Origin of the sequence: Hamadaea sp. (genome assembly GCF_013362815.1) — a bacterium.
GTDB lineage: Bacteria > Actinomycetota > Actinomycetes > Mycobacteriales > Micromonosporaceae > Hamadaea.
The window spans coordinates 1-21,651 of sequence record NZ_JABFVK010000092.1; the positions used below are offsets into that span (position 1 = coordinate 1).

A 21,651-nucleotide genomic window follows, 5' to 3' on the forward strand; every position below is an offset into this window, starting at 1 on the left:
AGGGTTCGCCTAGTGGCCGAGGGCGGCGGTCTTGAAAACCGCTAAGGCAGCGATGTCTTCCAGGGTTCGAATCCCTGACCCTCCGCCTCTCTGGCTGCTCTCGCGGTTGCCGACCCCGCTACGCTGCCGGCATGGAGATCCGGCTGGCAAGCGTGAATGATCTACCCGTTCTCTCGGAGATCGAAGTCGAGGCCGGGAGGCTGTTCGCCGACCACGGCATGGAAGAGATCGCCGGAGACGAAGGCGCTCCGTTGTCCGTCCTGATGGAGCATCAGGCGGCCGGACATGTCTGGGTCGCCGTCGTGGACGACAAGATCGTGGGCTATCTGACCGCGCTGCTGGTAGACGATTGCCTGCATGTCGAGCAGGTGTCCGTCCGGCCGTCACACGGGCGGCAGGGGATTGGCGGGGCGCTGCTTTCGGCGGCTGCTCAGTGCGCCCTCGACGAAGGTCGGCCCGCGTTGACGCTGACTACGTTCGTCGAGGTGCCTTGGAACGCGCCTTACTACCAGCGGCAGGGTTTCCGGCTGCTGAGCGAAGACGAGCTGACTCCGGGTCTTCGGGCGATCCGGGCTCGGGAGGCCACGATGAAGCTCGACAAGTGGCCGCGTACGGCGATGCGTCGCGACCTCCCGTAGCCCGGCGGCATTGGAAGTTGATCACCTGCTCGCGGAATTGATCAGGGCGCTCGGGACACGACACGCCGGCCGATCACGCCCGACAGTTCATGATCGCGCGGAAAGGGGTGGGGAAGAGCGGGTCAGGGGCGGATGCAGCAGCCGCTGCAGATCTTCGGCTGGTCCAGGGTGAACGCCAGACAGCAGGTCTTGCGCTGCACGGACAGGCCGGAGTCGCCGGAGCAGATGTCGACGAGGTCGTCGAGGTCCAGCGCCGCGAGCAGGCGTAGGAGCGACTCGTGGGTGGACCCGGGGAGCGCGTCGCTGGCCCGGATCATCCCGTACGCGATGCCGGAGGCGACCGAGCCGAGCAGCGTACGCCGGCCGACGCGGACTTCGGTGCGGATGGCGTCGAGCAGCGGATACAGGTGCCGATCGAGAAGCGACCTTCGCAGCACGCCCAGCAGTTCGCCCTCATCGCCGACGACGATCGTGCCCGGGGTTCCGGCCAGCGCGTCAGTCGGCAGAACGGCGAACGGAACGCGGCCGATGCCGATGGTGAGGAAGGGCGCCTCGTCGTGGAACTGTGCGTACGTCGTCTCCGCCGACAACAGCGGTACGCGTCGCGCTGCTGCCCAGCTCAGCACGGTCGGCAGGCTGGCCCAGTAGCTGTAGCTCTTCCAGGCGAGGGTCGCGGCGGCGTGCGGGGTCGCCTGCCAGCGTCGGGCGGCCGCCCGCAGCATCAGGTCGAGCCCGGCCGGCTGACTCAGCTCGGCGGTTCGCACCCAGCCGGAGCTGGGGGTGACACCGAGGTGGATCGCCTTCGCGGCATCCATCACGGCGAGCGCGTTCGCGGCAGGAGCCCAGGCCACGGGCGTACGCCGTGGCGGCGCGAGCACCCCTGCCGTCATCCCAGCCACCCTTCCGGCCACTCGTCGGGACTGCCCTCACGGAGAGCAACCGGGCCAGCGTAACCCCATTAGGCTAGGCTTACCAGACCGGGGTGCTCTTTCTTACCTCAGTGTGCCCGGATATCCGGGTTGTAACGCACTGTTCTCGGAGATTAGTTCGCCCTTTGTCAAGCCACTTGTCGGGTATTCATCACGATCAGCACATCGATAGTCGTGCGCCTGAGACTGGAATCCTCACGCGCGCGAGCCACCGCGAACCGGCCGGTCCCGCGCGGAGCGGAGGGTGGCGATGGCGACGTCGGGGGCCGACCGTGCGGCGGAAGCGTTTGCAAGCGAGCTCGCTCGCTGGCGGATGGACCGCGGCATGTCCAAGAAGCAGCTGGCCGGGCTCATGGGTTTCGACCCGTCCTACGTCAGCCACATCGAGGGACGGCGGCATCGCCCGACGGAGGACTTCGCCCGGCGCGCCGAGGCGGTGCTGGCCACGGCCGGTGCCCTCTGGCAGCGGTTTCAGGAGTACGAAGAGGCCCGGCACGGCCGGTCGGCCACGCTGATCGCCCGCGACTCGCCGATCCCGCCGCAGTGGCTTCCACCAGGGACGGGGCTCGTCGTCGAGCACGAGGAGGCGCTGCTCTCCTATCGCGACGGCCAGTACGTGACGACCGTCCGCCGATCGCTCTACAACGCCGGGGTCGACCCGGTCAGCCGCTATCTCATCCGCGTCGCGGTCGACCGCTTCCCGGGTGACCCTCAGCGGTCCAACCGGCATCACCGAGAGCATCCGCTCGAACTGGGCGAACTCGAACTACAGGCTTCGTGCGGCGACGGTTCGGCGTATGAGCGGATGCACTGGCGCGTGAAGCAGGATCGTGACGCCTTCAAGGAGATCTGGCTGCTCTTCGAGAACGAGGACGGCCGCTTCCCGCTGTATCCGGGCGAACGGACTGCGGTGACCTACAGCTACCGCGTCGGCGAGGAGAAGTGGGGCAGCTGGTTCCAGCGCGCGGTACGCCTGCCCACCCGGCGGATGACCGTGCGTATCGACCTTCCGCAGGCACTCGACCCACAAGTGTGGGGCGTCGAGACCTCTATGTCTGCCGAGGAGACCCCGCTGCGTACCCTCATCGAAAAGCAGACGGAGGGTGACCGGGCGATCTTCACCTGGACCACCGACAACCCCAGCCTGAACGCGCGATTCCGGCTGCAGTGGCGATTCCGCGCCGTGTCGTCGGCGCCCCCGGCCTTGCACCTGCCCGGGGCGGCCGAGGGGCAGCCGCTTGCGCCGAGGCTCGCCTCCGTGGGCGTCGTGCAGTGGCCGCCGCCCGCAGAGCGGGAGCCGAAGGCGGGCCAGTTACGCGCGGCCGCGAACGGGCGTCATCCCTTGCGTGCGCGGGCCCGCCGCCTGGAGCTGCCGGACGAGGAGGAGCAGGCGCGGCTGATCGTCGCGGACCTCACGGTGGCGCTGGAGGAGATCGGCCGGCTGCACCCGTTCAACAAGGGCATGGGCCTGGCCGCGCCGCAGCTCGGCGTGGACGCGGCGGCCGCGGTCATTCGCCAGCCCGGCCGGGGCGAGCCGTTCGTGCTGCTCAACCCGGTCATCGTGGAGGAGTCGACGGAGGCCGACGAGCAGCCCGAGGGCTGTCTGTCCTATTTCGACTTCCGTGGCTGGGTCCGGCGGCCGCTGCGGATCGTCATCGAGCATCAGCGGTTCGACGGCGGCCGTGTGGTCAGCACATTCGAGCGTGGGTTGGCGCGGCTGGTCGGGCACGAGGTCGACCATCTGGCCGGACGGCTCTACGTGGATCGCATGCCGACCGAGGCACCGCTCATCCCGCTGGCCGACTACAGCTCGGGGCCGTGGGTCTACGATCAGCAGCCGTTGGAGCAGAAGGCGTCGTAGCCGACGAACGCCACGACGTCCAGCAGCGTGTGCGCGACGATCAACGGCCCTACGCGTCGCCATTTCAGATAGACGAGTGCGAAGACGACGCCCATGATCGCGTTGCCGATGAAACCGCCGAAACCTTGGTACAGGTGGTAGGAACCGCGCAACAGCGCGCTTGCGGCGACCACCGCCGGCACCGTCCAATGCAGTTGGCGCAGCCGCGTGACCAGGTAACCCACGACGATCACCTCCTCGAGCACCGCGTTCTGCACGGCCGAGAGGATCAGCACCGGCACCGTCCACCAGAGGCTAGGCAGCCCCGACGCGCTCACCTCGGTGTTCAGGCCCAGCGCCCGCGCTCCAAAGTAGAGGCCGAGGCCCGGGATCCCGATCACTGCGGCCAGCGCCGCGCCGCCGCCCAGGTCGAACCAGGGCCGTTTCAGATCCAGGCCGAGGACCAGTCTCGGCCGTCCCGGGTCCCGGTTCAGCAAGTGGTACGCGAGACCGACCACCACTAGTGCGAAGAAGATGTCGAGCAGCTGATAGGTGAGGTCGAAGTACGGCCGAGGTGAGCGGGAGACGTTCAGGGCGGACGTCTGACTGGACAGCGGACCGGGCCGGGTCAGCTTGGCGATCAGCGACACCAACGAATAAATCGCCGATTGTCCAAGTGACAAGCCAAGGACCAGCAGCAATTCGTTGCGACGGCGTACCGCGACGTTCTTCACGCACCGCACTATCGCACAAGTTGTGCGACTTGCCGTCACTGATTGTCGCGAGAGTCGTTACGTGTCCGACCTGCAACGGCTGTTGAAGGAGTCCTGGACCCTCGTCGAAGAGGAGCAGGACAAGTTGGCCGGCTACTTCTACGCCCGTATTTTCCTAGGTCGTCCCGAAGTCAGAGACCTCTTTCCGGTCACCATGGACGTCCAGCGCGCACGGCTGCTGGGCGCGATCGTCAGCGCGATCCAGACCGTCGACGATCCCGAACGATTCGACGAGTACCTGCGGTCTCTCGGCCGCGACCACCGCAAGTTCCAAGTCGTCCCGGAGCAGTACGAAGTGGTCGGCGCTGCGCTGCTGGAAGCGTTGCGCACCTTCGGCCGAGGCGATTGGACTCCCGAGTACGACCAGGCCTGGCGAGACGCGTACGACGTGATCGCCCGCAAGATGCTCGCCGGTGCCGAGGCCGACACCAACCCCGCTTTCGTGCACGCCGAAGTCATCCACCACGAACGGCGCGGACGCGACATCGGCTTGCTGCGCGTACGCCCCTTGCAACACCTGGAGTTCCGTCCCGGGCAGTACGTCAGCGTGGAATGCCCGAAGTACCAGCCGCGGGTGTGGCGGACGTATTCCATCGCCAACGCTCCTCGAGCCGACGGCACCATGGACTTCCACGTACGCGCGCTGGGGGCGGGCTGGGTCTCGGGTGCGCTGGTTCGGCGTACGCAGCCCGGCGACATGCTGCGCCTGGCGGCTCCCATGGGAACGATGGCGGTCGACCGGCGGTCGCAGCGCGACATCGTGTTGATCGCCGGGGGCACCGGGCTCGCACCGATCAAGGCGATCATCGAGGAGCTCGCGACCTTCAACCGAACCCGCTGGGTGCACGTCTTCTACGGCGCGCGGGATCGGGACGACCTCTACGACCTCCCCGACTTGCAGCGGCTGGCCAGCGTCTTCCCCTGGCTGTCGCTGATGCCGGTCTGCTCGCACGACTCCGGCTGGGGTGGCGAGGAGGGACTGCTCAGCGAGGTGGTGCGGCGCTACGGTCCGTGGCAGGACCACGACTTCTACCTGTCGGGCTCGCCCGCGATGATCCGCGCGACGCTGCGGGCGGTCAACGAGCTTCAGGTGCCGCCGATGCGCGTCAAGTACGACGCGTTCGCCGACTACTAAGAGACGGGGCCGGGCGACATCTGGTCCGGCCCCGTCTTCACTCAGCCTTGCCGGAACTCGATGGCGTACGGGCCTGGATCCGGGATGATGACGACGTCCGCGGTCGCGAAGTCCGTGCCGCCGTGCCAGAGCGGGCTGGCCTCAGCACCGCAGTAGCACTGCAGCTTCACCCGCTGCGGCCCGATGACGAAGAGCTCGGCGATGACCGGCGTACCGGACGATCCGTCCCGGATGCCGACGATGTCGCCCGTCACGGCGTTACGCGCCAGGAATCGACCGCCTCCGGTGCCGGACCAGGTGATGGTGACCTTGGTGCCCTGCTTCAGCCGGTAGTCGTACGTCGTGGTCTGGCCGGGCCGGACCTTGACCAGATCGGCCAGCCGCCGGTTACCGGTGCCACCGCTCCACTGGTTCGCGTGACCCGCGGCGGTGAAGTACAGCGGCCACTTGTACGGGCCAAGGTAGTCCACCGTGTAGACACCGTTGGAACTGATCGGCGTGTACCGGATGTCCGCTCCCGACCCGAAGTCGGGCTGGACGATGCCGACGTAACCTTGCGTCTGGACCGCCCCGGTCGAGCTGGTGACCGTGCCGGTGATCGTGCCGGCCCGGTCCAGCTTGATCGCCGGAGCCGCGACGGCCTGCCCCTCCGTCGCCGTGAGTATCGCGGCGTCGGTCTGGACGCCGGTGCCGCCGTTGGGGCCGACCCACTGTGCCCCATACGCCGAACCTCTGGGCGGCAACGCGAACAGCTCGTATTCGCCGGGGTTGACATAGGCGTCGACCTTGCCGTCGTTGCCGCTGCGGACACAGCCGTCGGTGATCACGAAATTGAGCTTGGTCTCCGGGAAGACGCAGACATCGGCGACCGGCTGTCCCGTGGCCCGATCGACGACAGTGGTGCTGATCTTGGCCATCGGCCGCAGCGTGACGCTCACCTCGGCCTGCTGACCGGCCGTGACGGTCACCGTGGCGGCCTTCGGGCTGAAGATGTAGCCCTCGGCGGTGACCGTGACCTGATAGGTGCCGGTCGGCACGTCTGACATGACCAGCTCACCGGTGCTAGTGCCCGCACCCTTGAATCCGTCGTTCAGATAAGCCTCGAACTGCGAAAGCGGTGTACCGGTCGAGGCGTCCTTGGCGGTGATCCGCACCGTTCCGGCCGGTAGCCGAGAGTCGTCCACGGTCGTGGTCTGCCCGGCCGTCACGGTGATCACATCGGCATCGGCCGGGTTGGTCTTGCCGTATGCCCACTGCTGGAACCCGGTCTCCCAGCTTTCGAAGGCGACCCGATAGTCGCCGACGAAGACCTGGTCGATCGCGTAGGTGCCGTCGTCCGACGTCGTCCCGTAGGCCAAGCTCCAGCCGTTCACGTCGGCGGCTGACACCGAAAGTCCACCCATGGGGCTGCCGTCGGCAGCGGTGAAGTGCCCGGCGAGCCGCCCGATTCCAGGCAGCCGCTCATTCACAGTGGTCACCGCATCGCCGACGACCGTGAACTTCGTACCCTCATCCTGAGAGAGCTTGCCGGGCACCCATTCCGTCGCGCCCGACGGCAACCGCACGGAGACGAGATAACCACCGGGAGCCAGGCCGTCGATCCGGTATGCCCCGGACGCGTCGGTCTGGGTGTACCCGTAGGACGGGCCACCGTTGAGGTCGACGGACACGTCCGCGGCTGGACTGCCGTCGGCGTACGTCACTGTGCCCGCGATCGACCCGCTCGGGAGCGCGGTGTCGTCGACCGTGACCGTCGCGCCCTGGCCGACGGTGAACAACGTCGCCTCCGCCACGTTGTAGGTCCCGTAGGCCCACTGCGCAAGTCCGTTGCGCCAGAAAGACACCCGGTAGGTGCCCGCCAACACGTCGATCGAGTAGGAACCGTCGAATCCGGTGACGCTGGATGTCGCGCCGGTGTCGTTGGATGCCTCGACGCCGACGTTGCCGATGCCGACTCCGGCCGCGTCGACGAACTTGCCTTGGATTCGGCCGACGGCGAGGAACGCCTCGTCGACCGTCGTCACGCCACCGGCTGTGACCGGGAACAAGTCGGCCTGATCGGCGCTGATCTTGCCGTGCGCGTACTGCTGCGGGTGCCCGCCGGCTCTCGTCCACACGCGGTAGGACGCACCGGCGGGTATGCCGCTCACCGAGTAGTGACCGGCGGCATCGGTTGCGGCGTAGCCGCTGTAGGACTCGTCAGTGGACTCGACGCCGACTATCGCGCCCTCGACCACGACACCACCGGCGTCGGTGATCGTCCCGCTGATGGTTCCCGTGTCTTCGGCGTACGCGGGACTGCCGAGAGCGACGGCGGCGACGATCGCGGCGGTCATGGCTCCGAGCCCGCGCAGGAGTGATCTGCTCATGCTTCCCCAAGGGGTGAGAAAGGGACGGGTCGGGGTGGGCCAACACAATGCCCGATGAACTCCCCGTTTGCCGCTCACCATAGTGGATGCGTAAGACAGTTTCGGGTCCCTGCGAACGCACGAGGGGCCGGGCGGAATCCGCCCGGCCCCAACGGTTTACGAGGTTCAGTGGACGACGCAGGCGAACGCCTGGGTCGGCGCACTAGTCACGGTGTAGGTGGCCGCGTGCGTGTAGTCCCCACCGCCACACCATCCGCTGGTTTCGGTGGTGCCGGCGTTCGCGTAGAACCGCACGCGAGCGCCTGGGATCAGCAGATCGGCGGTGCCCACGGACAGATCGTCCGCCCAAGCGATCCCGACGATGTCACCGGTGACCGCGTTGTAGACGTCGATGAAGCCACCCTCGGACAAGCCCGCCACGCTCGTCTTCACCGAGACACCTGTCTTCATCGTGTAGTTGAAGACGGTGGTCTGGCCGGACACGACCTTCACCCCGGGGAACAACGGCGTACGCCGGGGCAGCGAACCCGTCGCGGTCGTCGTCACCGTGGACGTCGGCCTGGCCATCGTCGAAAGGCTGGACGTCGATGTGGCCGTCGCGTCGGCGGTGGTGGTCTTCCGAGGAAGGCCAGGAGCGGTAGTCGCCGGTGGCTGTACCGGTGTGACGGTCGTCGTGCCGCCGGAGCCCGACGTCGTACGACGGGGCAGCGGGCCCGACGGGTTGTGATAGCGATCGGCGGTGCCGTCGCTCCACTGGAAGGCGTGATCACCGGCCGTGAACAGCAGCGGCCAGGTGTACGGGCCCAAGAAGTCCATCTTGTACGTACCGTCGGCGGCCACCTCGACCGCGCCCAGCCCACCACCCGAGTGGTAGGACTGCGGGGCCATGGTGACGGTGCCGTTCTTGATCGGCTTCCCGGTCGTGCTGGTGACCTTGCCGGTGATGACGCCAGCCTTGTCCATCTTGATCGTCGGCCCGGCGAGAGTCGTGCCGTTGCTCAACGTGAACGTCTGCGCCGTCGGCTCGGTGCCGGTGCCGCCGGCCCGACCGACCCATTGAGCTCCGTACCCGCTGCCGCTCTTGGGGAACACGAAGAGGTGGTACTGCCCGCCTTGTTGAACGTCGACTGTCAGGCTGCCGTCGGCGGCGGTGCGCTCGCCGATGCCGTCAGGCATGACGAAGTGGCCGGGCCGCAGGAGCAGAACGATGAAGCCCTGCAGCCCCGCGCCGGTAACCCCGTCCACGACCTTGACCTTGATCTTGGCCGTGGGCACCAAGGTCACCGTGATCGCGGTCTCCTGTCCGGCGACCACCGTCACCGGCGTCTCCTTGTAGACATAGCCATCGGCCGAAACTTCGAGCGTCCGTGAGCCGGCCGCCACGTCGTCGAGGATGAGCGATCCCGTGGTCGCTTCGCCGTTGACTGGACCGACGTTGGCGTAGAAGGAATTGACCACCGCGCCGGAGATCGAGTCCTTCACGGTCAGCTTGATCGAGCCCGTGGGCAGCTTCTTGTCGTCCACTGTGGTGATCGCACCAGCGGTGACCGCGAACTGGTCCGCCTGCTCGACGGTGAGCTTGCTCGTCGCCCACTGCTCGATGTGCTGATCCCAGTGGGAGAAGCCGACGCGATAACCGGAGTCGACGAAGACGTCGTCGATGGCGTAGTAACCATTGGAGTCCGTGGTCGCGTACAGCCCCCACTCCCGGTCGAAGCCCGAGGTCACCTGGACGGAGACGCCGTCGATCCCCGCTCCGGCCTGGCTGGTGAACCGGCCCTTGATCGAGCCGGTCGGCAGGAGACTCTCGTCGACAGTGATCGCGGCGCCGTCGGTGACGGTGAAGGTCTGCGCCGTGCTGAGCGAACGCTGGTCCGGCGCGGCCTGTGTCGCCCCTGACTCCAGGGAGAAGACCATCTTGTACGCCCCGGTCTTCAGAAAATCGAGCCGGTAAGCGCCGGAGTCGTCCGTGGTGGTGAACGGTCCACTGCCGCCGTCGGCGTAGGCGGCCTCCACCTGGACGTTCGCGGCGGGAGAACCATCGAAACGAGTCACGTGCCCGGCGATCGATCCGGCGGCGACCAGAGTCTCGTTGACCGTGACGACCTGGTTGGCGGCCACGGTGAAGACGTCGGCATCCGAATAGGTCTTGCCGTGGGCGTACTGCTCGATCGAGCCGACGTTGAAGGCAACCTTGTAGCTGCCCGGGAAGACCGCGATGGCGTAGGAGCCGTCGGACGCGGTCATGGCGTATGCGTTGCCCCCAGTAGGGCTGTATGCGGAGACCGATGCGTAGGCCACGGGGCCGCCGTGGCTGTCCGTCAGTACCCCACTGATGGTTCCGGGGTCGACGAGGGCGTCGTTGACTGTCGTCGTGGCGCCGGTGGTCACCGCGATCAGCGTGGCGGTCGTGTCGTCGGCCTTGCCGTACGCGTACTGCATGGGATGCCCGGCGGCCTGGAAGACGACCTTGTAGTGCCCGGGTGCCAGGTCGCCGATCGAGTAACGACCGGCGGCGTCGGTGGAGCTGCTACCGAAGGAATCCGTGTCCTCCGGAGACACGTAGACCGAGGCATTGGCTACCGGCGCGCCGTGGTAGGTGAGGGTCCCGGCGATGGTGCCGGGGGTGGCCGCGTGGGCCGGTGGCGTGAGACCGAGGACTGCGATCGCGGTGGCGAGGGCAATGGATCCGATCCGACGCAGACGAGATCTGCTCATGCTTCCTCGAGGGGAGAGAAAGGGACGGGTCGGGGGCAGGCTGAGCGCCTGCTGAGTTCCCCGTGTGGCGCTCACAATAGGGGAGACGCCCGACCCGGTGGGGGCGCCGCCGACGGGCCCGGCGAACCTCGCCGGATAGTCGCTTTGCTCTCCCTCGGCGGGGCAGGGTATTCTCGTCCGGCGACGATCTCACCGGTCGCCGTTGGAGGCTTCGCCTAGTCCGGTCTATGGCGCCGCACTGCTAATGCGGTTTGGGTTTAACGCCCATCCGGGGTTCAAATCCCCGAGCCTCCGCTCGCCGATCACCTCGGACCTCGTGTTCGATGTGACCGGGGAAACCCGATTAGTCCGCTCGGTGGACCTTGTGTAGACTGAGCGGGCGCCAAGCGCCCGTAGCTCAACGGATAGAGCATCTGACTACGGATCAGAAGGTTAGGGGTTCGAGTCCCTTCGGGCGCGCAACAACGGCCCCCATCCCAACGGGATGGGGGCCGATCTCGTTCTGGTCTTCAGTTCGCGTCGTACGCCGTTCGGCCGGTCCGACGTCAGGCAGCCTCGCGGTCCTTCACGTAGACGGCTTCTCCCTGGCGTCCCTCGATCAAGCCCTCGGCCTTGAGGACGAGCATCGCGCCGCGAACGGAGCCGTAGCTGATGCCGTATTCCTCCCGGAGTTGCGAGATCGACGGCAGCTTGTCCCCGGGGCGCAGCTCACCGGACTTGATCTGATCACGGATCGTGTCCGCAAGCTTGACGTACTTGGCGGTCATCTTCTTCTCCCTGACAGGCTCGCCTGAGTAGTAGATCACTGTCACTGGGGTTCCATCAACTACCAAAAGCCGCTCAACGTAGTCGAGAAGTATTACTACGTCGAATCAGTTCATCGATAGACACTTATCACGTTCGGCCTGAGCGACCAGGTGAAGGGTTCTGGACGGAAGCATCGGGTTTGCCGTACGCGGGTCCGGATCGGCATCCTCCAAGCGTCCGATGCCTTGTCGCGTTATCAAAATGTTACGGAACGCGCGATCTTGACTGAACGTAGTGATCTCTTCAAGGTCTGTCCGGAAATATCGCCCGCATCCGAATCCGAAAGTCGCCTTCATTAACGGAGAGTCACTTGATCGGGCTGGGCGGTGAATTCACGGTTACCGGTGAGTAGCTAGAGGGCTTGTGACGCATCTCGCGGAGCGGAAACATGCGTGACACAACAAGGCCGTCCGTTGCCCAATCCACGCTCCCTCTCGGCTACCGCAGAGCCGACCGCGTCGACGGCGTACGGCGGGCAAAAGCTTCGAGGAGGACCCCCAGTGAAGGACTCGAACGGCAACCTGGTGCAGGGTCGCACCAGGTGGCGGCGGTTCGCTGCCGTCGTGATCCCGGCGGCCGTCGTCGCCGGTGGCCTGATGACCGGTGTGGCGCAGGGCAAGGTGCCCGTCGCGCTCAACGTCTCCGGCCAGAGCTTCAAGATCAGCGCCGACCAGCTCAACGGGACCGGCTTCACGCAGTACGGGAGCGTCGCGGTCAAGAAGGACGGCACGCAGATCCCGGTGGCCGCGTCGGGCATCAAGTCGGCCGAGCTGTACAACCTCTGCCAGTCGGTCGTGGTCATCCCCGGCCACCTGTCGCTGGTCATCCGGGCCGGCCGCGGTGGTACGCCGGCCAGCGCCGAGAACCTGCTCATCGGCATGGACGCCCTCGCCGGTGACGCCAAGTTCACGAACATCGACATCGGCACCGACGCCTCGGCCCTGTCCAAGGACGGCTTCAGCAGCCACGGGCAGACCGGCGCGTTCGGCCAGGAGGCCGACAAGGTCGAGATCCACAACCTCAAGCAGCGCGCGTACAGCACCAACGCGGGCACGTTCACCCTCACCGGCCTGTCGATGAAGGTGGACCTCACCGGCTACGAGTGCTTCGCCGACTCGGCCCTGGACTGACCGCGCCCCAGGTGTGACCGTCCGCCGGCCGCCCGACCCCCGGGCGGCCGGTGCGATGGCCACCCGCGTTGCATGGAGGCACAACCCCATGGAATTCACCCCTCCGGAGCGGACTCCGGCCGCTGAGGAGCTGTTCAAGACGGCCGACCGAGCGGAGAAGCCTAACTTCTGGGAGAAGTACCGGACCTGGCGGCGAGCTCGGCCGTACTGGGGTGGACTGCTGGCGATCCTGGCCGGCATCGAGGTGTACGCCTCGACGCAGACGTCCATCGGCGACATCGTGCTCAAGGTGGGCGTCGAGGGCTTTCAGGCGTACCTGATTCCCTTGATGCTGATCCTCGCGGGATTCCTGGCCTGGTTCACCCCGGCCCAGCGAGCGTTCTACGGGATCATCACCGCGTTCATCTCGGTGTACGCGCTGATCGGCGTGAACTTCGGCGGCTGGATCCTGGGCACCTTGCTCGGGATGACTGCCGGTGCGCTGATCTTCTCGTGGACCCCGAACGACCCCAGTCCGGTCCTCTACTCCGGCGAACCCCGCTCGGACGACGACTCGGACACGGCGGCGGACGGCTCGGACTCCGCGGACGGCTCGGATCCCGCGGATGCGGATGACGAGCACAACCCGCGGCATGCGGCGTACGACGACACGACCGAGCACGCGGCGACCGGCGAGCACACGGCTACCGGCAGGGCGGGCGAACCGGATCTCGGTGAGCCCGACCCGGCCCGGGGTCGCTTCGACGGAGCCGCCCGCGGCAAGCTGCTCGCCATCTCGATGGTGCCGCTGCTGATCGGAACCATCGGCGTAGTCGCGGTGAAGTCGTCGACGGCGGCGTACGGGGCACCGTGCCCCACTGTCTCCCGGTCCACCACTCGGTCTCCGAAGCCGTCGGCGAGCACTTCGCCGGCGGCTCCGTCGCCTACGGCGTCCGCGAGCCCATCGGCCAAGCCGTCGCCGTCCGAGTCGCCGTCCACCAACGTGCTCGGGCAGATCGTCGGCGGCTTGATCGACCTGCTGACGCCGGACAGCCCGTCGCCGACTCCGTCGGAGTCCAGCACCGCCCCGAAGGCGGCCGCGACGACGGGAGCTCCCTCGTCGCCGAAGCCGACCGCCACCAAGCCGACCAGCCGGCGTACGTCCACGCCGTGCGGGCAGTCGCCGTCGCCCTCGGCGTCGACGGTCCCGCCCGCGAAGCGGCTGACGGCCGCGGCCGGTCAGGTCGACGTGACCGGCAAGCCGGGGCTGCTCACCGGCTCCAAGGTGACCATGGTCAACCTGGCGTTCCAGGGCATCGTGGACCTGCCGACTGCGGACGGCACGATCCAGGTGCTGAAGTTCACCATGGACAGCTCCGTCACCGACGACTTCAACCTGCACACGTACGCCCGGGGCAAGTCACCGGCGGTCGACTTCGTGACCGACCAGCTGACCGTGCGGCAGAACGTCGTCTTCTACACCAGCCGATTCCAGGCCAAGCTGTTCGGTCTCCTGCCGGTGGACTACTCGCCGACGCATCCGCCGGACATCCCGATCCCGCCGCTGATCCCGATCATCTTCACGGATCCGCAGATCGACCTGGTCTGGGTCAACTCGGACGTGCTCACGGCGAAGCCACAGCTCGTCACCAAGCCCGTCTGATCCGCAGACTGACCGCACTCCTGGCGGCTCAGCCAAGAGCTTCCCCGGCGTACGAAGGGCGGGCACTCGATGGAGTGCCCGCCCTTCACGCGTACGCCGTCAGAGGCGGGCGAGCGCCTTCTGGAGCGGGTCGAGGCCGAGTGCGCCCAGGTTGAGCGCGTCCCGGTGGAACGTCTTGAGGTCGAAGTCGGCGCCCTTGCGCCGCTTGGCGTCATCCCGGGCCTGCAGCCAGATCCGCTCGCCGACCTTGTACGACGGCGCCTGCCCGGGCCAGCCCAGGTACCGGTTGAGCTCGAAGCGCAGGTTCTCGTCGGGCACCCGGCAGTGCGCCCGCATGAACTCCCAGCCCAGCTCGGGCGTCCAGCGCTCACCCGGGTGGAAGCCGAACGGGTTGTCCTTCGGGATCTCGAGCTCCAGGTGCATGCCGATGTCGACGATCACCCGGGCCGCCCGGAACGCCTGGCCGTCGAGCATGCCGAGCTTGTCCGCCGGATCGGCGAGGTAACCGAGGTCGTCCATCAGCCGCTCGGAGTAGAGCGCCCAGCCCTCGCCGTGCCCGGAGCACCAGCACAGCAGGCGCTGCCAGCGGTTGAGCAGCTCCGACCGGTACTGCGTCTGCGCGACCTGCAGGTGGTGGCCGGGTACGCCCTCGTGGTAGACGGTCGTGACCTCACGCCAGGTGGAGAACGAGTCGATGCCCTGGGGCACGGCCCACCACATGCGGCCGGGACGACTGAAGTCCTCGCTCGGGCCGGTGTAGTAGATGCCGCCGTCGGAGGTCGGGGCGAGGCAGGCCTCGATCCGCTGGATCGGCTCCGGGATGTCGAAATGCGTACCGTTCAGGTCGGCGATTGCCCGCTCGGCAAGGTTCTGCATCCACTCGCGGAAGGCTTCCTTGCCGTCGATGCGGTACTTCGGGTCGTCGTCGAGCTTGGCGACGGCGTCGTCGATCGACGAACCCGGGCCGGCGATCTCGGCCGACACGGCGCGCATCTCCGTCTCCAGGCGGTGCAGCTCCTCGAAGCCCCAGGCGTACGTCTCGTCGAGGTCGACCTTCGCGCCCAGGAAGTACTGCGAGGCGAGGGCGTACCGCTCGCGTCCGGCGGCCTGCTTCTCACGGCCCTTGGGTGCCAGCTCGGTCCGGAGGAACTCCCCGAACGACGAGGTCGCGGCGGTCGCGGCGGCGGCAGCTGTGGCGAGCCGGTCGGCCAGCGCGCCGCTCGCGTTCAACCGGCGGGCCAGACCGTGATAGAAGTCGTCGCCGGCCGGGTCGGTCCAGATGTCGCACTGCTTGGCGACCTCGATGATCTGCTGGCGTGCGGAGACGTGGCCTTCGGCGGCCGCCTTCAGGACCGTCCGCTGGTACTGCTCGACCGCGGCCGGAATGAGCTCCATCCGGGCGGCGATGTTCGCCGCGGCCTCCTCGCCCTCCGTCGGCATCAGGTCGAATACCTGTCGTACGCCGTGGATGGCGGACGAGATCACGTTGATCTCGCTCTCCTCCTCGCCGGCCTCATAGCGGGCCAGGGAGAGGTTCAGGCGTTCGAGCATCGCCTCGCGCGCCACGAACTCGCCGTCGCCGTCGGGCTCAGCGGCGTTCAGCGCGGCCACGGTGCGCCGGGTCAGGTCGGCCTGTGCGGCGAAGCCCTCGGGGGAGAGGTCGTCGAGTTTGTCGTCGAATCCGGTGATGCCCACGTACGTGGCGCCGATCGGGCTGAGTGGGGCCCACTCGTCCACGTACTGGTTGGCGATGTCGTCAATCCGTCCCATGGGGTCGAACCTAGCGGACCGAGCTGACAGTACGCAGGCAGTAATTAGCGCCACGGCGTCTGAATTCCGCGCGACTCCAGGCGGGTGAATCTGGCATCGTGTCAGGAGTGACCGCGCCTCTCACTCCTGACAAGGGCAGCTCCGCCGCCTGGCTGCCCGCTTTCGCGGCGAACGTCCTGATCTGGGGCGCGAGCTTCGTCTTCATCAAATACGGCGTCCTCGAGATGCCCGCGATCTGGGTCGGGGCGATCCGGATCGTGCTCGGCGCGCTCACCCTGATCGTGATCATGCTGGTCCTCAAGGAGCGGCTGCCGCGCGATCCGAAGATGTGGCTTCACCTGATCGTGCCCGGTGTGATCGGCGTCGCCGTGCCGTTCACGTTGTTCCCGCTCGGCGAAGAGCGGGTGCCGAGCCTGGTCGCCGGGATCTGGAACGCCACCACCGCGCTGTGGGTGCTGCCGTTCGCGGTGTTCGTCTTCCGCACCGAGAAGTTCCGCGTACGCTCAGCGCTCGGGCTGGCGCTGGGGTTCGTCGGCGTACTGGTCGTGCTGGGCTTCTGGCACAGCGGTGGGGCGGATCTGACCGGCCAGCTCATGTGTGCCTTGGCGGCGTTCTGCTACGGCATCTCCATCCCGTACATCAAGCGCTTCACGACCGGACGCGGCGTCGCCGGGATCTCCATCGCGGCCGGACAGAGCATCGTCGCCGCCCTCGCGATCGTGCCGGCCGCGCTGCTGTCGGCGGGTGCCCCGCCCACTCCGGGCGAGCTGTCGATGAAGGCGATCGGGTCGATGCTGGCACTGGGCGTCTTCGGCAGCGGTGTCGCGTTCGCCTTGAACATGCGGGTGATCACCAACGCCGGAGCGTCGACCGCGGCCTTCGTGACCTATCTCGTGCCGCTCGTCGCAACGACGCTCGGCATCGTCCTACTCGGCGAATCGCTGACCTGGAACCTGCCGGTCGGCGCGCTGGTAGTGCTCACCGGCGTGGCCATCGCCCAGGGCCTGATCCGATTGCCCCGGCGTACGCCCGTGGCCCTGCCCGCCGATGACCGGAGCCGGGACTCAGTGCGCGTGTGAGGCGCACCAGTCGAGGAGATCGTCGGCGTCCATCGCGTTGACCACGCGATCCGCGGTCAGCCCGGCGGTCTGCGCTCGTTCGCAGCCCAGTTCCTGCCAGCCGAGCTGCTCCACGGCGTGCGCGTCGGTGTCGATCGCAAACCGGAGGCCATCCACCCCGACGGCCCGCTTGAGCAGGTCGCTCGGCGGATCTCGGCGATCCGGCCGGCAGTTGATCTCGATCGCCTTGTCGTGCCGGACGGCGGCGGCGAAGACGGCGTCGGCGTCGAACTCGCTCGGCGGGCGCCACCGGGACGCGGCGTGCGCGGCGTCCGTCTTGACCCGCAGTTTGCGGCCGGTGCAGTGGCCGAGAATGTCGAGATTCGGGTCCGTCAGGGCGGTGACCATCCGCCGGGTCATCACTTTCCGGTCATCCCGGAGTCCGCTGTGGACGGACCCGACCACGACGTCCAGCTCGGCCAGCAGTTCGGGGTCCTGATCCAGGCTGCCGTCGGCGAGGATGTCCACCTCGATGCCGGTGAGGACTCGCAGGCCCGTCCCGGCCAGCGCCGCGTTGATCTCCGAGATCTCGGCGAGCTGACGGCGTAGGCGTGCGGCAGTCAGCCCGTTCGCGATGGTGAGCCGGGGCGAGTGATCGGTGACGACGACGTAGTCGTGGCCCTGTTCGGCCGCGCCCTGAACCATCTCGGCCAGCGACGCTCCGCCGTCGGACCAGTCGGTGTGGATGTGGCAGTCGCCGCGCAGGGCGTTCCGGAGCGGGTTCACCGGTCCAGCCTCCCAGACGGGCATTGTTTGCACGCGCCGAACGGCGTACTGTGCAGCGGCGCACGTGTCGACACGACTTGGGGGAGGTGCCGTGATCGCACGTCTGCGAGCCCTGGCCAGCCTGGTGATGCTCGCCGGTTTCTTCATCTTCGCCCTGGCCCTCTTGGTGGCCGGAGTGGGCGTCGGAATCTGGGCCCTGGGCCACAGTCACTACGGGGTCAAGCTCATGCTCCTCGCGGTACTGGGCTTCGGCGGTGCGATCGTGGTCGGCGCCAAGCGGGCGTTGTTCTACAAGGCCCCGCCCGCCGAAGGGGTCGCCATCGATCCACATCGCGCGCCGGAACTCTGGGCCGAGGTACGCCGTCTCGCCGACGCGGCCGGCACCCGTGCGCCGGACGAGATCCGGGTCGTGCACGAGGTCAACGCGGCGGTTTCCGAGAACTCGCAGCTGCTCGGGTTGATCGGTGGCAAGCGGTACCTATACATCGGCATGCCGCTGCTGGTGACGCTGAACGTCAGCCAGTTCCGGGCGGTCATCGGCCATGAACTCGGTCACTACTCCAACAATCACACCCGGTTGGGTGCGGTCGCCTTCCGGGGCCGTCTCGCCATCGGCGGCGCGCTCGACCACCTCAGCGGCAGCCTGATGGGACTGCCCTTCCAGGCGTACGGCCGGATCTATCTGCTGGTCGACAACGCCGCGTCGCGGGCGCAAGAGCGCGAGGCCGACCTGATCGCGGTCCGGGTCGCCGGTACGCACGCCGCCGCCTCCGCGCTGGCCGAGCTGCCGGTGATCGACGCGGCCTGGGCGTTCTACTTCAATCGGTACATCGGACCGGCCGCACAGGCGGGTTTCCTGCCGCGCGACATGTTCCGCGGCTTCCACGACATGACGCAGGCGCGTCGCGAAGAGCTGGCCGAGCTGCGCAAAGCGCCGCCGCCGGAGAAGAAGTCGGTGTGGGACACCCACCCGCCGATCGGCGAACGAGTCGCCCGGGTACGCCAGCTGCCGCCGGTGACGTTGATGGAGGACACCCGCCTTGCCGGTGCCTTGATCCCGGCGTTGGACCAGCTCGGCGAGCAGGTGCAGACGGTCGCGGTGAACCTCGGCGACCGCAAGCTGAGCGGCGACTGGTCGGAGATCACGCAGGCCTCCAACACGGCGCAGTTGCAGGACACTTGTGACGACGTGTTCCGGCAGGCGGCGCGGGTGCTGAACGTCCGGAACGTCAGCCTGGCCGACGTCCTGTACGCCGTCGAAGCCGGTCGGGGTCGCGAACTGGCCCAAGGCTTCTTCCCCGCCGAGGCCGACCCCGTCGGCAAGCTCCCTCAGGTGATCGAGCCGCTGCTGACGCTCGCCGCGTTGCGAAGCGGGCAAGTTCGCTGGACCCACTCGTGGACTCAGCGCGCGCAGCTGGCCGGGCCGAACGGTCAGCCGGTCGACTTCGAGGAGCTGGCGAAGTTGGCAGCCGATGCGCGTACGGTCGGTCAGGCGCGGGCGCACCTGGCTCAGCTCGGCATCGCGGTCGACCAGGCCCGGGTCGTCGAAGCGGTGGCGACCGCCAAGAAGGCCGAGGTCATCGGCGGCATCGGCAACACCAAGGTCGGCAAGACCGACTGCGACATGCTGATCCTCGACAACGGCCTGATCCTCATCCCCGGTGGCGGCGACAGCAACGAGGGCAACTACCGCATGGCGGCCGCGCTGCGGTCGGCCCCGGTGCCGGAGCTCGCCAAGCGGTACACCTTCGTCCCGTTCGAGGAGATCGCGGTGGCCACCATCGACAAGAAGGTGCCGTTGAAGGCGACCTTGCTGATGCGCAACGGGGAGAAGCTGGAGTTGAAGGAGGGCTGGACCAGCGACCTGCTGCACAAGCAGAGCCGCGACGTCCTGCTGGAAATCCTCGAAGGGGTCCGGCCGCGATGACCGCCGAGACGATCACGATCGAGCATGCGCCCGAGGGCCGGCAGCCCGAGGACGTCGAGGAGTACGAGACCCGGGCCATCGGCGACTTCCGGCTGGTGGCGTTGCTGATCGGCGCGGTGCTCGCCGGTGCGATCGCGGCGAGCAGCCCGCACAATCCCGACGACTCCCAGGAAATGCAGCGATGGGTCATCTACGTTCTGATCGGCGCGCTGATGGGCGCGGCGGCCGGCGAAGGCTTCGGCTTCGGGATCTCCCGCTGGCGTGAGGTCGTACGCATCCGGCCGATCTCGTTCTGGCGGGTCCTGCCGATGCTGATCCTGGTGGTGGCGATCGCCGTCGGGCTGATGCGGCTCACGCCGGTGATCTCGTCGGCGGTCACGCCGCGGGGCTGGGCGCTCTCGCTCATCGCGATCGTCGGAGCGTTGCCCTTGGCGGCGACGTTGACGGCGGTGCAGCTGCTGACCCGGCGCAAGCTGCCCGGATCGGTCGGCCACCAATTGGGGACGCTGCTCTGGTTGCGGCGTACGGTTTCGCGGATGCTGAGCGAACTCGGCGTGATCGTGCTGCTGGTGATGGCGGTCAACCGGGCGGCGGTGGAGTTCGGCGACAAACAGGACCCGATCGTGGTCATCTTCGCGGGAGCGATCGGCTCGTTCGTCGTCGGCATCATGTACGTCCCCGCCGCGACGACGTTGCGCCGCCGAGCCAGCACGTATGTGCAGCGCAACTTCACGCTGGACGGCGTGCCGCAGGCTGAGCTCGTCGGTGCGGCCGAGGATCTCGGCAAGCTCGAGAAGCTGCTCGGCCTCGATCAGACGACCTTCGGCGACCTGCGCTCCGGGCTCGTCATCCTCACGCCGTTCGTGGTGAGCGCGCTCTCCGCGCTCCTCCCCAAGTTCTAGCGCTTGGCGCTGGATCAGGGTTCCGGGTCGAATCTTGGGGCAAGATTCGACCGAGATCCGTGATCCAGCGCCGAAATGCGCGGCGACCTAGAGGCGGAACTGGGCGAAGCGGCGCTGCTGAGCCCCGTTGATCTGAGTGAAGGACCCACCCGCGGCGACCTTGCCGAGCCGCGTACTGGCGGCCATGGTCTCCACGCCCATGACGCCGTTCGCGTCGGCGATCCAGGGCAGCAGCCGGCCAGACGGGTCCAGCGCGGCCAGCTTCACGCGGTCGGACGATCCCTCCTGACAGGCACCCTTGTCGCCGACCGCTGCGGATTTGCAGATGCGGTCGAAGTGGCCGCCCATGATGATCGTGTCGTTGACGCGTACCACCGATTGCACGTCGCCGTCGGCAGTGACGGTCCACTTCGTCGCCCCGGTCGTCGCGTCGAGCGCCATCGCCCGGCCGCCCTTGCCCGCGACGGCCGCGTAAAGGACGCTGCCCGTCATCGACAGGCTGCTCACGGCGTACCCTATGGTGCTTCGGAACGTGGGCCTGACGGCACCGGTGCGCGGATCGACCACCGCGATGCGCGCGGTGTTCTTGAGCCCGTTGACCTGCATGAACGCGCCGCCGAGCAGGATCCGATCGGTGCCGACCAGGATCGCGTTGACCGAGTCCTGAGCGGCTGGCTTCCACTGTGGATCGAGCGAGCCGGTGGTCAGGTCGAACGCGGCGAGCCGGCTGCGCGCGACGCCGTCGACCTGGGTGATGGTGCCGCCGATGTACAGCCGGTTGCCGCCGACCGCGATCGCGTGCGGATGGCCGTAGATCGAGTGCCGGAAGCCGGTCGGCGCGCCGGTCACCGGGTCGAGCTGCGCGAGATTGTCGCGGGTCAGGCCGTTGATCGAGCCGAAATCACCGCCGACGTAGACGCCGCGGTCAGTGGCGGCGATCGCGCGGATGCGACCGTCCGCGATCGGATTCCAGTCGAGCAGCTTGCCGGTCCGCGCGTCGATCGCGGCCAGCCGCGACCGCGCCACCAACTTTCCCGCGGTATCGATCGCGTGCGTGAAATCGCCGCCCAGATACAACCGATCGCCCAGATAAGCCACCGCTTGGATGGTCCCGTCGAAGGTCACGGTCGACTCGGGCGAGGCTCGCACATCTGCGTGGGCGACGCCGGGGATCAGGGCGGCGAGAAGGGCGGCGGTCAGAGTGCGAACAACTCGTGACATATCGGA

General features: G+C 67.7%; 15 protein-coding genes, 3 tRNA genes and 1 pseudogene. 11 read left to right on the forward strand and 8 right to left on the reverse strand.

Translation table 11 applies throughout. The features are described from left to right. Together HOV77_RS30725 and HOV77_RS30730 are read left to right on the forward strand one after the other, a co-directional pair. Nucleotides 1–85, forward strand: a tRNA-Ser gene (locus HOV77_RS30725). Nucleotides 86–131: 46 nt separating this feature from the next. Further along, on the forward strand, nucleotides 132–638 hold the full coding sequence (locus HOV77_RS30730; RefSeq protein WP_290868546.1) for a GNAT family N-acetyltransferase: 507 nt from the start codon (nucleotides 132–134) through the stop codon (nucleotides 636–638). Nucleotides 639–760: 122 nt separating this feature from the next. Here the strand turns inward: HOV77_RS30730 and HOV77_RS30735 are convergent, their stop codons facing one another. Continuing rightward, a complete protein-coding gene (locus HOV77_RS30735) occupies nucleotides 761–1,528 on the reverse strand; it encodes a hypothetical protein (protein WP_290868549.1) in 768 nt (255 codons plus the stop codon). Between the two features lie 289 nt (nucleotides 1,529–1,817). On the opposite strand from HOV77_RS30735, the gene HOV77_RS30740 reads away from it, so the two are divergent. Then, nucleotides 1,818–3,428 (forward strand): peptide deformylase, encoded by a 1,611-nt coding sequence (locus HOV77_RS30740; RefSeq protein ID WP_290868551.1) that lies wholly within the window; start codon nucleotides 1,818–1,820, stop codon nucleotides 3,426–3,428. Here the strand turns inward: HOV77_RS30740 and HOV77_RS30745 are convergent. Continuing rightward, the gene (locus HOV77_RS30745; RefSeq protein ID WP_290868554.1) at nucleotides 3,398–4,141 is read right to left on the reverse strand and encodes a CPBP family intramembrane glutamic endopeptidase; all 744 of its coding nucleotides are present in this window, start codon (nucleotides 4,139–4,141) and stop codon (nucleotides 3,398–3,400) included. The genes HOV77_RS30740 and HOV77_RS30745 overlap by 31 nt on opposite strands. A 61-nt stretch (nucleotides 4,142–4,202) precedes the next feature. Between HOV77_RS30745 and HOV77_RS30750 the strand changes: the two genes are divergently transcribed. Further along, nucleotides 4,203–5,315: a globin domain-containing protein gene (locus HOV77_RS30750; RefSeq protein ID WP_290868556.1), complete on the forward strand. Its 1,113-nt coding sequence runs from the start codon at nucleotides 4,203–4,205 to the stop codon at nucleotides 5,313–5,315. 41 nt (nucleotides 5,316–5,356) lie between these two features. Here HOV77_RS30750 and HOV77_RS30755 read toward each other — a convergent pair whose 3' ends face one another. Together HOV77_RS30755 and HOV77_RS30760 are read right to left on the reverse strand one after the other, a co-directional pair. Further along, a complete protein-coding gene (locus tag HOV77_RS30755) occupies nucleotides 5,357–7,684 on the reverse strand; it encodes a carboxypeptidase regulatory-like domain-containing protein (protein ID WP_290868559.1) in 2,328 nt (775 codons plus the stop codon). A gap of 165 nt (nucleotides 7,685–7,849) precedes the next feature. Beyond that, on the reverse strand, nucleotides 7,850–10,402 hold the full coding sequence (locus HOV77_RS30760; protein ID WP_290868561.1) for a carboxypeptidase regulatory-like domain-containing protein: 2,553 nt from the start codon (nucleotides 10,400–10,402) through the stop codon (nucleotides 7,850–7,852). A gap of 204 nt (nucleotides 10,403–10,606) precedes the next feature. On the opposite strand from HOV77_RS30760, the gene HOV77_RS30765 reads away from it, so the two are divergent. Continuing rightward, nucleotides 10,607–10,696, forward strand: a tRNA-Ser gene (locus HOV77_RS30765). A gap of 92 nt (nucleotides 10,697–10,788) precedes the next feature. Then, nucleotides 10,789–10,861 (forward strand) — tRNA-Arg (locus HOV77_RS30770). 86 nt (nucleotides 10,862–10,947) lie between these two features. Here the strand turns inward: HOV77_RS30770 and HOV77_RS30775 are convergent. Continuing rightward, the gene (locus HOV77_RS30775) at nucleotides 10,948–11,169 is read right to left on the reverse strand and encodes a winged helix-turn-helix domain-containing protein (RefSeq protein WP_290868563.1); all 222 of its coding nucleotides are present in this window, start codon (nucleotides 11,167–11,169) and stop codon (nucleotides 10,948–10,950) included. Between the two features lie 540 nt (nucleotides 11,170–11,709). Between HOV77_RS30775 and HOV77_RS30780 the strand changes: the two genes are divergently transcribed. Both HOV77_RS30780 and HOV77_RS30785 read left to right on the forward strand, forming a co-directional pair. Continuing rightward, the gene (locus HOV77_RS30780; protein ID WP_290868566.1) at nucleotides 11,710–12,339 is read left to right on the forward strand and encodes a DUF6230 family protein; all 630 of its coding nucleotides are present in this window, start codon (nucleotides 11,710–11,712) and stop codon (nucleotides 12,337–12,339) included. A gap of 88 nt (nucleotides 12,340–12,427) precedes the next feature. Further along, entirely contained in the window at nucleotides 12,428–13,981 is a 1,554-nt protein-coding gene (locus HOV77_RS30785; RefSeq protein ID WP_290868568.1) for a DUF6114 domain-containing protein, read from the forward strand. A gap of 99 nt (nucleotides 13,982–14,080) precedes the next feature. On the opposite strand, the gene HOV77_RS30790 is transcribed toward HOV77_RS30785, so the two are convergent. Further along, a complete protein-coding gene (locus HOV77_RS30790; protein ID WP_290868570.1) occupies nucleotides 14,081–15,751 on the reverse strand; it encodes a DUF885 domain-containing protein in 1,671 nt (556 codons plus the stop codon). A gap of 107 nt (nucleotides 15,752–15,858) precedes the next feature. On the opposite strand from HOV77_RS30790, the gene HOV77_RS30795 reads away from it, so the two are divergent. Continuing rightward, on the forward strand, nucleotides 15,859–16,830 hold the full coding sequence (locus HOV77_RS30795) for a DMT family transporter (protein WP_290868572.1): 972 nt from the start codon (nucleotides 15,859–15,861) through the stop codon (nucleotides 16,828–16,830). Here HOV77_RS30795 and HOV77_RS30800 read toward each other — a convergent pair. Then, nucleotides 16,816–17,586: pseudogene (locus tag HOV77_RS30800) on the reverse strand (PHP domain-containing protein); the annotation flags it as partial. The gene HOV77_RS30795 and the pseudogene HOV77_RS30800 sit on opposite strands and share 15 nt — an antisense overlap. 100 nt (nucleotides 17,587–17,686) lie before the next feature. On the opposite strand from HOV77_RS30800, the gene HOV77_RS30805 reads away from it, so the two are divergent. Both HOV77_RS30805 and HOV77_RS30810 read left to right on the forward strand, forming a co-directional pair. After that, nucleotides 17,687–19,522: a M48 family metallopeptidase gene (locus HOV77_RS30805; protein WP_290868575.1), complete on the forward strand. Its 1,836-nt coding sequence runs from the start codon at nucleotides 17,687–17,689 to the stop codon at nucleotides 19,520–19,522. Beyond that, the gene (locus HOV77_RS30810) at nucleotides 19,519–20,424 is read left to right on the forward strand and encodes a hypothetical protein (protein ID WP_290868577.1); all 906 of its coding nucleotides are present in this window, start codon (nucleotides 19,519–19,521) and stop codon (nucleotides 20,422–20,424) included. Before HOV77_RS30805 ends, HOV77_RS30810 begins: the two co-directional genes overlap by 4 nt. A gap of 87 nt (nucleotides 20,425–20,511) precedes the next feature. Here HOV77_RS30810 and HOV77_RS30815 read toward each other — a convergent pair whose 3' ends face one another. Continuing rightward, nucleotides 20,512–21,645, reverse strand: coding sequence for a PQQ-binding-like beta-propeller repeat protein (locus HOV77_RS30815; protein ID WP_290868580.1), 1,134 nt, complete (start codon nucleotides 21,643–21,645; stop codon nucleotides 20,512–20,514). Between the last annotated feature and the right edge of the window lie 6 nt (nucleotides 21,646–21,651).